Below are 13,062 nucleotides of genomic sequence, written 5' to 3'. Positions count from 1 at the left end.
TACCACCTTTACTTATCGAGTAGATTTTGCATAGAATAGAGTCCTGGTGCTTGATCAGCCAAAAAGACTGCTGCTTTTAAAGCACCGTTTGCGAAAATGTCGCGTGAGAGCGCGGTGTGTTTCAGTTCAATGATTTCATCTTGTCCCGCATAGATAACAGTATGTTCCCCAGGGATCGTACCGCCTCGTACAGCGTGGATGCCTAGTTGTTGTCGATCGTTGACGAGGTCGCTGCCAGAACGGCCATAGAGATAATCCTTCTTGTTTGCGCAACTGTCATTGATGGCGTCGGCCAACAATAGTGCGGTGCCGCTAGGTGCATCCAGCTTCTGATTGTGGTGTTTTTCAATGATCTCGATATCGAAATCAGCTTCTAGTGCTGGGGTGATCGACTGGAGCGCTTTGATCAAGACATTGATCCCCAATGACATGTTGGCGGAATAAAAAACTGGAATGACGTTGGCCGCTACTGGCAGCATCATTTGCGTTTCTTCCGTTAATCCTGTGGTTGCCACCACGATGGGCAATTGCTGATCAACACAGTAATTCAACAGCTCAGGGACATTGCTGTAATGCGAAAAGTCGATGACGACATCGATCGTTTCTTTGATGTAAGCGGCTGAATCATAGATCGGAAAAGCGCCGTTAAGATCTTTGTGGCGATCCAATCCAGCTGCAACTTCAAGATCTGGGTGCTGCCCAATCAGTTTTTGCAACACCTGACCCATGCGGCCATTGGCGCCGCTTAATAAAATGTTTTTCACCTTGCTGCCTCCTTAAAGCAAACCGTATGCAGTCATTTCTTCTTCTAAATGGACCAAGGTCGCATCTTCCGGCATGCCAAGGGGCAACCGGTAATGCAAATCGCATTTTCCTAGTAAGGACACCGCTGCTTTGATCGGCACTGGGTTTACTTCTCTGAAGATGGCATCGATCAATGGTTTTTGTTTCAGTTGTTCTTGAATGGCCGGCTGAAGATCGCCTTCTAAGAAATCAGCAACCAATTTCGCCGTTTGTTTAGGTGCGATGTTAGCAATCGTTGAGATGACGCCAGCGCCGCCAAGTGCGAGGATCGGTGTCACTTGATCATCATTGCCGGAATACAGTGCAAAATCATCATCTGCCAAGCGTGCGATTTCAGCAATTTGTGAAATGTCGCCACTGGCTTCTTTGATCCCTTTGATATTTGGAATCTTTTTCAACTCAGCTACAGCGTCAGGGGTTAAATTCAAGCCTGTGCGGGAAGCTACTGAATATAAGATCACGGGTAAATCAACACTTTGACAAATGGCTTCATAATGCGCCACTAAACTTCTTTTTGTTGCTTTATTGTAGTAAGGTGTCACCACCAATAATGCATCTGCACCAACACGTTGCGCTTCTTGCGAAAGGTAAATGCCATGCTGGGTGTTATTCGAACCAGTACCACCGATCACGGGAATTCTGCCAGCGACTTGCTGCACCACAGCTTCGATGACTGCGATGTGTTCTTCGTCGTCCAGTGTGGAGGCTTCTCCGGTCGTACCACAAGCAATGATCGCGTCAGTTCCTTGTTGCACATGCCACTCTGCCAACTCCTTCAACTTGTCGAAATCCACCGAACCATCTTGAAGCATAGGGGTGATCAAAGCAACGCCAGAACCTTTGAATATTGTCAAAATACGACACATCCTTCCAACCAATTTTATTTTTGTCTATAAGATAAGTGTACCAGAAAAGTTTGAATAAAAATCGAAAAATTTAGACAATTTATCTATAGATTATTCGAATTATATACTATAATATTAACCAATATCAATGAAAAACCATGAAAAACTGAATATCCAGCCCCTTTATGGATAATTTATTCGGATGAAAGAAAGGTGTTTTTACATGCAAGTATCTCAAGCTGTCAAAGATTTAACTGAGGATGTGGTGCGTTATCGACGTGCGTTACATCAAATTCCTGAATTGGGGTTGACCGAGTTCAAGACAAAAGAATACTTGCTGCGTCAGTTGCAATCTTTTGGCATTAAGGAGATCTATCCTATTTTAGATACAGGTTTAGTGGCGGTTTTCCGCAGTGAAGTACCAGGGAAAACACTTGCTTTTCGAACAGATATTGACGGATTGCCGATCCAAGAAGAGACTGGGGTCGCGTTTCATTCAACCCACGAGGGGCGCATGCATGCTTGTGGGCATGATGGACATATGGCCACAATGTTGGGTTTTGCTAAGTATTTGTCCGCACACCCAGACGCGATCCAAGGAACGATCATTCTCATTTTCCAACCAGCAGAAGAAGGGCCAGGGGGGGCACAACTGCTGATCGATGAAGGTGTCTTGCGGGATTTTGCGGTGGAACAAATCGTGGGCTTGCATGTCTTTCCGGATTTCCCTGAAGGTGTGATCGCTTGCCGCAAAGGGCCGATGATGGCCCGCAATGGCGAAATCAATATCACGATCCATGGCGCCAGCGCCCATGGGGCACAACCGCAACAAGGAAGTGATGCGATCTTGGCAGCTGCGGCTGTGATCCAAGGGTTGCATTCAGTGATTTCTCGCAACATCAGTCCGTTGTCCTCTGGTGTGATCACGTTTGGCAAAATCCATGGTGGAGATGCTGAGAACATCATTCCGGGAAAAGTTGTCTTGAATGGGACGATGCGCGCGTTTGATGATGATGTGTATGATACGATGACACAGCGTGTGACTTTGTTAGCGGAAGAAATTGCTAAAGGCTATGGTTGTCGTGCAGAAGTAGAATTTGAGCACCTGTATCGTGTCGTAGATAATGATGCACAAATGGTGGATGTTTTGGCGAAAGTCGCAGGAGATAGTTATCTCGAAACCCCAACCTATATGTTGGCGGAAGACTTTTCGATGTATCAAAAAGAAATTCCTGGTGTTTTCTTTTTCGTTGGGATACGGAATGAAGACAAGGGATATACGTACCCGCTGCACAGCAATAAAATGAATTTTGATGAAAAAAATCTCTTGCAAGGGATTGAGTGTTATGTCCGACTGATCCCTGCATTGAATGAAACGAAAGGAGCTGCAAAATGACAAAAGAAATCAAAGAAAACCATTTATACATCGATGGTGTCGATACGGTGTCATTGGCGCAAACATTCGGGACCCCCTTGTATGTCTATTCTGTTTCTGACATTCGGGAAGAATGTCAGAAAATCCATGCGGCCTTTTTGGCTCGCTATCCGCATACGCGAGCGGCTTATGCAGCCAAAGCATTTTGTACAACTGCGATGTTGCGGATCATTGCTGATGAAGGATTGTCATTGGATGTTGTGAGTGGCGGTGAATTATATACGGCGATCCAAGCTGATTTCCCTGCAGAACATATCGAGTTTAATGGCAACAACAAATCAATCGAAGAGCTGACAGCGGCCATCGAGTATGGTGTTGGCCGGATCATTGTCGATGGGATCCAAGAAATCGGCATGATTCGGGCGATTTGCCAAGAGATGAATCAGGTGGCGAAGATTATGTTGCGGATCACACCAGAAGTGTCTGTAAAAACGCATCAATTTATTTCTACTGGCCAAAAAGATTCTAAGTTCGGGATTCCATTGGATGAAGACATCTTGTTTCCGCTGATAGCCGAAGTCATTGATGCGCCAGAGCTCGATTTTTATGGGCTGCATTTTCATGTTGGCAGTCAGTTATCCGATAACCAATCACATCTAGGCGCTACAGATGCAGCCCTGCAGTTAGTCAAACAAATTTTTGATCGGTTTTCTTATTGGATCAAGGAGTTGAATGTTGGTGGCGGTTTTGGTGTCCGTTATACTGAAGCGGACATCCGTCAGCCTTACAGTTTCTTCCTTGACCCAGTGATGGAAAAAATCGATGCATTTTATCAACAGCAAAACCAAGAACGGCCAACGATCGTTATTGAACCTGGGCGTAGTATTGTTGCAGAGGCCGGTATTAGTTTGCATACGATTGGCAGTATCAAAACACTTCCTGGTATCCGGACGTATGCCAGTATCGATGGTGGGATGACAGACAATATTCGTCCGGGTTTGTACCAAGCAGCTTATACAGGCATCTTGGCTAACCGCGCCAATGAACCAGCAACAGAAACCATCACGATTTCTGGCAAAGCGTGCGAAAGTACCGATATATTGGTGAAGGACTTGGCGTTGCCGCCCGTTAAAACCGGTGACATCTTTGCGACATTTTCAACAGGGGCTTATGGCTATTCAATGGCCAGCAACTATAACAATCTGCAAATCCCAGCTGTTGTGTTTGTCAATGAAGGCCAAGCAGAATTGGCCGTCAAACGCCAAACCTATCAGCAAATGATCCAAAATGAAGTGATTCCTTCATTTTTAACGAAATAAATCGGCGTTTGGTCAGATCAAAATAAGAAAGCAGGTGACCAACCATGAAGATTCCCTATACCAAAATGCAAGGTGCCGCCAATGACTTTATCGTGATCGATAATCGGTCATTGAAGCTGACCCATGAACAACTCTCAACACTAGCGATCCAAACTTGTCAACATAAATTCTCGATTGGTGCCGATGCCGTGATGGCAGTGGACTATCCAGAAGGCACAGCTGATTTTCGCATGCGTTTTTACAATGCAGATGGCACGGAAGCTGAGATGTGCGGAAATGGCGCGCGTTGTATTGCGCGTTATGCCTATGAACAGCAAATCGCTGGTGAAGCAATGACCATTGAAACAGTGGCTGGGGATGTACCCGCTTGGCGCTTAGACAAGAAAGAATACAAAGTTTTGTTAAATCCGCCAACAGTGACGCGTTTTGATCAATCCTTCCCAGGAACAACGGTCACAACGCTGGATTATGTTGAATTAGGCAATCCAGGGATCCCCCATGCTGTCGTCCATTATCCAGGTTTAGCAGATGTACCTTTAAATGAGCTGACAGACACTGCAAAAGCGATACGCCATTGGGATGCTTTTCCGAAAGGCGCCAATGTCAATTTCTATGATGAGACGCCAACAGGTGATTTAGTCGTCAGAACCTTTGAACGCGGGGTGGAAGACTTCACGTTTGCCTGCGGTACGGGTTCGGGTGCTACTGCCTATGCAGTGTCACACCATCAAGGGAAAACCACGGCAGAAGTCTTGCTGCAGGTGCTAGGTGGAACCTTGACTGTAGTCGTTGACCACGAAAACCTTGCGTTGATTGGTGATGCCATCATGGTGTCAGAAGGGTTGATCACAGATGAGAATTTACATCTATAAACTAGGTGAAAACACTTGTAAATGAATTGGATTTTCATGAAAAAAAGATTGACAATCAAATCTGCGTATCGTATAGTTAAGCACAATTAAAAAATACGCAACGATAAGAAAAGTAAATCATTGCTGCTTGTTTCAGAGAGCTCGGTCTGGTGGGAAAGAGCACAAGCGATTGATCGAAGATGGTCTTTGAGCGTTTGTATGTGAGCTTTAGGCTAGCCTACAACGGGATGCCCGTTACAGCAAATCAGTGAACTGATAAGGTTGATTTCGATCAACGAATAAAGGTGGTACCACGAACTTGGTTGTTTCGTCCTTTCTCTATGCTTATAGAGAAGGGATTTTTTTTATTTTAAAATAAAGGGGAAATGAAGAATGATAGGGTTAAAAAAATTAACAGTTGGGTTGGCGGCAACTGCCGTCTTGTTCACACTAGCAGCTTGCGGAAACGGCAGTACCAGTGAAACAGAAGCATCAAGCACAACAGCAGCGCTAGAAGAAAAAGTAGTAGGTGTTGCACCTGGTCCTTATGGTGATATGGTAACAGATGTGATTTCACCATTATTGGCAGATAAAGGCTATACTTTGACAACAAAGGTCTTCAATGATTATATCCAACCAAACAATGCCTTAGCCAATGGGCAAATCGATGCCAATTTATTTCAACATACGGCTTATTTAGAAAAATTTTCAGCAGACAATGATTTAGATTTGACAGCATTACAAAAAGTACCAACATTAGGAATGGGGATCTATTCCAATAAACTGACTAGTCTGGATGATCTAGCAGATGGTGCAACGGTATCGATCGCCAATGATGCATCAAACTTGGCACGGACCTTGCAATTGTTAGCCGCCAACGGCTTGATCACGATTGCAGAGGATATCGATGAAACCAAAGCCACTGTAGCGGATATCAAAGACAATCCGAAAAATTTGACCTTCAAAGAGCTGGATGCTGCACAATTGGCCCGTTCTTTAGATACCGTAGATGTAGCCTTGGTACCTGGGAATTTTGCTTGGGCGGCTTCCTTAGATCCGGCGGATGCATTGGCGCTAGAGTCGTTGAAAGAAGAATATAAAAATGTTTTTGTTGTTCGCACAGAAGATAAAGACAGCGACTTTGCACAAGCTGTGACTGAAGTGTTGGAGAGTCAAGATTTCAAAGATGCGATTGCTGATTCAGCTTTCAAAGATTTCAATCAACCAGATTTTTGGACAGAGTAAGAAGGAATAGCGATGGTAAAAATAGAAGTAAAACAGGTTTCGGTTTTATTCAAACAAAATAAGCAATTCAAAAAAGCGGTGGACAGTGTGGACTTTTCCGTACAGACAGGAGAAGTGTTCGGTATTGTGGGCTTGAGCGGCGCGGGGAAAAGCACCCTCGTTCGGACGTTGAATTTACTGCAAGTCCCTTCAAGCGGCCAGATCTTGATCGACGGAAAAGATATCACGAAAGCGCGGGGACAGGAATTGCGGCAAATCCGCCAGAAAATCGGCATGATTTTTCAACATTTCAATTTGATCCATAATCGAACGATCAAAGAGAACTTAGCGTTTGCGCTAAAAGCCGGCAACTACCCCAAAGACCAGCGGGAAGCTAGGATTATGGAATTACTGGAAATGGTGGATTTAACAGATAAATTGCATGCGTATCCCAATAATTTGTCTGGTGGCGAGAAACAGCGGATCGGCATTGCCCGTGCCATTGCTAATCAGCCGGAAATTTTGCTCTGTGATGAAGCAACGAGTGCGTTGGATGTTGAAACCACCGAAGAGATCCTGCAATTATTGACGAAAATCAAAGAACAAACCGGTATCACGATCGTCTTTATTACCCATGAATTAGATGTTGCCCGCAAATTTTTTGATCGCGTAGCAGTAATGGAGAACGGCCGAATCGTGGAAGAACAAACGACCTATGGGCTGTTCAGTCAACCCAATCAACCAATCACGCAAAAGTTGGTTGGCCGTTATTTAGATTTGACACTACCGGAGGAAATATTGGCGCTCTTTACACAGGGCGATTTGCTGGAATTAAGATATCAAGGGGAGTATACGTTGGAACCCTTGATTTCAACAGTAGCCAAAGCGTATGATGTGGCTGTCAATATTATTCATGGCAAAATTGACTATATCCAACAAGATGTGATCGGTATTTTATATGTATATTTGACAGGCCCGCAAGAAGAAATCGACAAAGCCCGCGCGTATATTGCGGCCAATGTCTTCTCTTTGAGGAAAGTAGGTGCAGCCAATGACTGAAACGATCGAGATATTGAAAACCAATTTGCCTAAGGCGCTTTGGGAAACCTTCTTTATGGTAGGGACTTCTGCAGTGATCGGCGTTGTTTTTGGCTTGTTGATAGGGCTCGTGCTGTTTTTAGTAAGCAGCCGACTTTTTTATAGAAACAAAGCTTTGCACCATGTGGCTGATTTTATTGTCAATGCGATTCGTTCACTGCCTTTCTTGATTCTCTTGATCACATTGATTCCTGTATCGGCGTTGTTGATTGGTGACCCTTATACACCAGCAGGAGGGGCTATCGCATTGTCGATTGCGGCCATCCCATTTTATGCACGGATCGCGGAGTCGGCCTTCGCAGAAATCGACTATGGTGTTCTAGAAGCGAGTATTGCTTCTGGCGCATCTACAGGTCAGATCATCCGTGAGGTGATTTTGCCGGAAAGCTTGCCAGCTTTGATTCGCGGCTTTGTTTTGACACTGATCAGTTTATTGGGCTACTCCGCCATGGTCGGTACGATTGGCGCAGGTGGGATCGGCGATTTAGCGATCCAATACGGGTATTACCGTTACGAAACGGCAATCTTGATTTTTGTGATTGTTTTGCTGATCGTTATCGTGCAAATCATCCAATGGATTGGCGATGCCTGTGCCAATTACTTTTCGAAATAAAGACATATGTATGGTAGGAAGAATAGGGGATTCCCCCCTGTGGCACCATAGACAACATGCACTGCAGAACGGACACATGAAAGTTCGGATGCAGTGCATGTTTTTTTTACAATTTTTATGACGAAAATAGTGGTTGCATCCGGTATCAATTTTGGGTATGCTGAAGCCGAATTGTTTTTTTTACAACTATACTATTTTATCAAAGGAGCAACAATATGACACAAATGCCACATTGTCCTACGTGCCAATCAAGTTATACATATGAAGACAGGGGGTTCTATGTTTGCCCCGAATGCGGCCATGAATGGGAAGACGCGCAAGCCACAGAAGAGCTGCCGGTTTACAAAGACGCCAATGGCAATCTTCTGGTCGATGGTGATACCGTGACTGTGATCAAAGATCTCAAAGTCAAAGGTGCAACAAGTGCCATTAAGCAAGGTACAAAAGTGAAAAACATCAAATTGGTCGAAGGTGATCACAATATTGATTGTAAAATCGATGGATTCGGTGCAATGAAATTGAAATCCGAGTTTGTAAAAAAAGGTTAAATACAAAATTTTCGTTTCATCTTCACCGTTTTTTCACGACTTTAATGGTAAAATAAGGTCAAAGATTTAAAGGAGGAATACACTTATGTATGGTATGGGTGGATATGGTTTTGGTTGGTTTTACGACCCTACGTTTATTTTAGTGATCATCGGTATGGTTATTTCGATGGCTGCTTCAGCATATGTCAAAAGTACCTTTAACAAATTTGACAAAGTCAAAAGCCGCAACAATATTACTGGAACGAAAGCGGCACAATTCATTTTGGAAAGCCAAGGCATTCATGATGTTGGTGTTCAAGCCATCGCGGGTGATTTAACAGACAATTATAATTCAGGCAATAAAACACTGAGCTTATCGCAAGCTACGGCGCAATCAACCTCGGTTGCGGCGATTGGTGTCGCAGCCCATGAGTGCGGACATGCGGTCCAAGATGCCAAGGGCTATTTTCCGCTGCGTCTGCGCCATGCGATCGTTCCGATCGCCAATATTGGCACTTCGATTTCGATTCCTTTGATTTTGATCGGTGTGTTGCTTCGTGGTTCGTTTCTTGTCAACTTGGGATTGATCGCTTTTTCATTGGCGTTTATTTTCCAATTGGTGACGCTGCCTGTCGAATTTGATGCCTCAAAACGGGCAATCAAAATTTTGGCAGACGGAGGATTATTGACAGAGGAAGAAGTTCCCCAAGCACGACGGGTACTGTTTGCCGCTGCATTAACCTATGTCGCAGCAGCGGTTGCTACATTGTTACAATTGCTGCGTTTGGTTATTTTGTTTGGAAATAACAATCGTCGGAATTAAACTTTCTGATAAGAGAAAAAATCTGCAGAGTAAATTTCTGCAGATTTTTTTTATTCAACGAGCGCATAGATATAAAATACAAGATCTAAGGTCTTAAGGTTTTCTTGCGCAATATTAAGTTTGAAGTCATCATAAATTTTCAGCGCATCTCCACTTGCTAGATAAAACAATGGAATTTCCTGCTTTTTTTGAATCTTCACTTGGTTATTTTCGATGCTGGTCACACCACCGAATGGGGGTGAAGCTTCTTCATCTTCTGTCGGATACCCGTACTGTGTCAAATCCGTGATTGCGCTAGACTTGGCGCCCTTGGAAAATATTTCTGTCAGCAGCTTGCCTTCACCTTTAGGAAAACCGATGTTCATGTAGCCGCTGAGATCTGCGTCTTTCTCATAGGTGAGAGATGCGGCCGAATCGTGACCAACTCTATCGCCAAAATGGTATGTGTCGACAAACACTGTGATCGAAGTTGCATGCGTGTTGAACATGAGATGAGAGCCGTAATCAAACAGTAAACTGCTAAGTCCATTATCATTTTCTGATTGAATCAAATGATTGTCTGGAACACCAGCCATTTTGTCTCCTTGGAAAGGACCGTAATTATAGTAACGCAGATACCAGGTAAGTGGGACACCTATAAATAGAATCAAACTGAATATAATAGTAAACATGATTTTTCGATTATTTTTACGTCTAGCTTTTTTCACGATAGCTGCTAATTCTTTGTCTTCAAGTGTCATTTTTCCTTCTCCTCTAATATCATTTTCAGTTGCTTTCGGCCGCGATAAAGAGATGTTTTGATACTGTCTTCAGATTTGTTGAATAAAAAACTGATTTCTTTGATACTACGTCCTTCGCTATATTTCATGTATAGAAGCGTAGCTGTGGTCAAAGGCAATTGCAGCAACGCATCATACAGTCGATCATCTGCTTCCTGCCATTCCGTACCTTCATTGACAGGGAGATATTGTCTGAGAATACGATTGCGACGCTTTGTTTGGTTATATAGATTGAAATAACGATTGATGCCTACACGAAACAACCACGGACGGATAGCATCAGCGGATAAGACCTGCTCGATCTCAAGTATTTTGACGAGGGATTCTTGTGCAATATCCTCAGCATCTTGCAGACTAGCGCCAATGGATCGAAGATACTGAATCAAATCTTTGGTCAATGCAAAAAGATACTGTTCATATTGATCTAACTGCATGTCGGTCCTCCTCTCATCAATACAACAAATCACTTGAGAAAAAGTGAACAAAAGAATAGAGAAAAATTGGAAAAATGCTTTGTTTGTTGTTTATAGCTATTGTCGCAAATCTTTTCGTTAGAATCAACCAACCGTCCATTCTGGAGAAGCGTATGAGACAGAATCGGGAAACCCACAAAAAAACAAGATACAACTCAGTATCTTGTTCAGGGTCAAACCATAGCGTAGAAGGCAGGAATCGAACCTGCACCTCACATTTGCCAAAAATACCTAGAATGAACCTTCCAATCATTTTTAGCAAAACGAGTAAAGCGCCAGTCTTCATCTACAAAAACGATTATGACAGATAAAAATCAATAAAGTAGGCGTAAAAAGAGATATTCTTTCGAATAGATATGGTGAAATCGTGAAGAGTAGTTAAGAATTTTTAATTACGGGTGGGTTTATGAAACCTCATGGAAGAACCACCTTCGATTTGAAACTCAATTCTTTTTCTGAAAAAATCCGATAAAGTTTTCTTGACATTTATCAGGTGAGATTGTATCATTCTGTTTGGGCACTCTTTACAAGAGTCAGAAAGTGATTTAGAATTTTCGCTCCCTATTCATTCGATGGATAGGGAGCTTTTACTATTTTCTAAGTGCTTTTCCTGTAAAATAGATTAAAGGAGTTTTTCAGTTTATGACAAAATATATTTTTGTAACCGGCGGCGTGGTTTCTTCAATTGGTAAAGGTATCGTTGCAGCGTCATTGGGCCGTTTGTTAAAAAACCGCGGCTTGAAAGTAACGATCCAAAAATTCGATCCTTACATCAATGTCGATCCGGGCACAATGAGCCCATATCAACATGGGGAAGTATTTGTAACAGATGATGGCGCAGAAACGGACTTGGACCTTGGTCACTATGAACGGTTTATTGATATCAACTTGAACAAATACTCAAACGTAACAACTGGAAAAATCTATTCAGAAGTTTTGCGGAAAGAGCGAAAAGGGGAATATTTAGGCGCGACTGTCCAAGTCATTCCACATATCACCAATGAAATCAAAGAAAAAATCATGCGGGCTGCCAAAATGACAGACTCAGATATTATTATCACTGAAGTCGGCGGCACAGTTGGGGATATCGAGTCATTGCCTTTCTTAGAAGCGTTGCGTCAAATGAAGGCCGATGTAGGTGCGGATAACGTGATGTACATCCATACAACCTTGATCCCCTATCTAAAAGCTGCAGGAGAAATGAAAACCAAACCAACACAACACAGTGTCAAAGAATTACGTGGCTTAGGCATACAACCGAATATCCTAGTTGTCCGTACAGAACAACCAGTTTCCCAATCAACCAAAAACAAATTGGCGCAATTTTGTGATGTGGCGCCTGAAGCAGTGATCGAATCTCGCGACGTTGAAACACTGTATTCAATCCCATTGGCACTGCAAGCGCAAGGCATGGATCAAATCGTTTGTGATCATTTGAAATTGACTGCTCCAGCAGCTGATATGACAGAATGGCAAGCATTAGAAGAGAAAGTCCTGAACTTGAAGAAAAAAGTCCGGATTGCACTTGTCGGAAAATATGTTGAATTGCCAGATGCCTATTTATCTGTGGTTGAAGCGTTGAAACATTCTGGTTTTGCTTTTGACGCAGACATTGAATTGGATTGGATCAAAGCCCAAGACATTACTGCTGAAAATGTAGCTGCCTACTTATCAGATGCAGACGGTATTTTGGTTCCCGGTGGTTTTGGTGATCGCGGCATCGAAGGGAAAATCGAAGCCATTCGCTATGCCCGCGAAAACGATGTACCATTCTTAGGGATTTGTCTAGGGATGCAAATGGCATGTGTGGAATTTGCCCGCAACGTAGTTGGTTTAGAAAATGCCAATTCTGCAGAAACAGATCCTGAAACAGCCAATAACATCATTGACTTGATGGCCGATCAAGAAAATATCGAAAACATGGGTGGTACATTACGCTTAGGTCTATATCCATGTAAAGTGAAGAAAGGTACCAAAACAGCTGCGGCTTATAATGATGAAGAAGTGGTGCAAGAACGTCACCGTCACCGTTATGAATTCAACAACCAATACCGTGAGATTTTTGAAGCACAGGGAATGGTATTCTCTGGTGTATCACCTGACAATCGGTTGGTTGAGATCGTGGAAATTCCAGAAAACAAATTCTTTGTTGGCTGCCAATTCCATCCAGAATTGATCTCACGTCCAACACGTCCACAACGCTTGATCAAAGCGTTTGTTGGGGCATCATTAGACAATCGCCAAGCCTAAATAAAAAACGCTATGCCGCTACTGTTCTTTCATGTGAAAGACAGTGGTGCATAGCGTTTTTTTCTATTGTGACCCCTGAGG

The 13,062-nt window shown here is 43.3% G+C and carries 13 protein-coding genes and 1 other annotated feature; of the genes, 9 read left to right on the top strand and 4 right to left on the bottom strand.

Features of this window, described 5'->3' with window-relative positions:
• Positions 1–8 precede the first annotated feature (8 nt).
• Positions 9–764 (bottom strand): 4-hydroxy-tetrahydrodipicolinate reductase, encoded by a 756-nt coding sequence (gene dapB, locus ACYVRS_RS01840; RefSeq protein WP_461202337.1) that lies wholly within the window; start codon positions 762–764, stop codon positions 9–11.
• Positions 765–776: 12 nt separating this feature from the next.
• Positions 777–1,658, bottom strand: a complete 882-nt coding sequence (gene dapA, locus ACYVRS_RS01835; protein WP_312498795.1) for a 4-hydroxy-tetrahydrodipicolinate synthase — start codon at positions 1,656–1,658, stop codon at positions 777–779.
• 214 nt (positions 1,659–1,872) lie between these two features.
• Between dapA and ACYVRS_RS01830 the strand changes: the two genes are divergently transcribed.
• The 8 genes from ACYVRS_RS01830 (at position 1,873) to ACYVRS_RS01795 (ending at position 9,479) form a co-directional block, all read left to right on the top strand.
• Positions 1,873–3,045 (top strand): M20 metallopeptidase family protein, encoded by a 1,173-nt coding sequence (locus ACYVRS_RS01830; RefSeq protein WP_461202335.1) that lies wholly within the window; start codon positions 1,873–1,875, stop codon positions 3,043–3,045.
• Positions 3,042–4,343, top strand: coding sequence for a diaminopimelate decarboxylase (gene lysA, locus ACYVRS_RS01825; protein ID WP_461202333.1), 1,302 nt, complete (start codon positions 3,042–3,044; stop codon positions 4,341–4,343). Before ACYVRS_RS01830 ends, lysA begins: the two co-directional genes overlap by 4 nt.
• Positions 4,344–4,387: 44 nt before the next feature.
• On the top strand, positions 4,388–5,215 hold the full coding sequence (dapF, locus tag ACYVRS_RS01820) for a diaminopimelate epimerase (RefSeq protein WP_461202331.1): 828 nt from the start codon (positions 4,388–4,390) through the stop codon (positions 5,213–5,215).
• 91 nt (positions 5,216–5,306) lie between these two features.
• Positions 5,307–5,533, top strand: a binding site (T-box leader).
• 54 nt (positions 5,534–5,587) lie between these two features.
• Positions 5,588–6,439: a MetQ/NlpA family ABC transporter substrate-binding protein gene (locus ACYVRS_RS01815; RefSeq protein WP_313538634.1), complete on the top strand. Its 852-nt coding sequence runs from the start codon at positions 5,588–5,590 to the stop codon at positions 6,437–6,439.
• Positions 6,440–6,451: 12 nt separating this feature from the next.
• A complete protein-coding gene (locus ACYVRS_RS01810; protein ID WP_312499520.1) occupies positions 6,452–7,477 on the top strand; it encodes a methionine ABC transporter ATP-binding protein in 1,026 nt (341 codons plus the stop codon).
• Complete coding sequence (locus ACYVRS_RS01805) at positions 7,470–8,129, top strand: methionine ABC transporter permease (RefSeq protein WP_312499519.1); 660 nt, start codon at positions 7,470–7,472, stop codon at positions 8,127–8,129. Before ACYVRS_RS01810 ends, ACYVRS_RS01805 begins: the two co-directional genes overlap by 8 nt.
• Before the next feature lie 215 nt (positions 8,130–8,344).
• Positions 8,345–8,677, top strand: a complete 333-nt coding sequence (locus ACYVRS_RS01800) for a zinc ribbon domain-containing protein YjdM (RefSeq protein ID WP_054115047.1) — start codon at positions 8,345–8,347, stop codon at positions 8,675–8,677.
• Between the two features lie 85 nt (positions 8,678–8,762).
• A complete protein-coding gene (locus ACYVRS_RS01795; protein WP_054115046.1) occupies positions 8,763–9,479 on the top strand; it encodes a zinc metallopeptidase in 717 nt (238 codons plus the stop codon).
• A 50-nt stretch (positions 9,480–9,529) separates the two neighbouring features.
• On the opposite strand, the gene ACYVRS_RS01790 is transcribed toward ACYVRS_RS01795, so the two are convergent.
• Complete coding sequence (locus tag ACYVRS_RS01790; protein ID WP_461198064.1) at positions 9,530–10,219, bottom strand: hypothetical protein; 690 nt, start codon at positions 10,217–10,219, stop codon at positions 9,530–9,532.
• Entirely contained in the window at positions 10,216–10,692 is a 477-nt protein-coding gene (locus ACYVRS_RS01785) for an RNA polymerase sigma factor (protein ID WP_461198065.1), read from the bottom strand. The genes ACYVRS_RS01790 and ACYVRS_RS01785 overlap by 4 nt, the downstream gene beginning before the upstream one ends.
• A gap of 681 nt (positions 10,693–11,373) precedes the next feature.
• Here ACYVRS_RS01785 and pyrG point away from each other — a divergent pair.
• A complete protein-coding gene (gene pyrG / locus ACYVRS_RS01780) occupies positions 11,374–12,981 on the top strand; it encodes a CTP synthase (protein ID WP_313538641.1) in 1,608 nt (535 codons plus the stop codon).
• Positions 12,982–13,062: the final 81 nt, after the last annotated feature.

This window comes from Enterococcus salsurae (assembly GCF_054784955.1).
The sequence above is the reverse complement of the archived record's forward strand: the minus strand, read 5'-3'. Positions and strand labels throughout refer to the sequence as shown.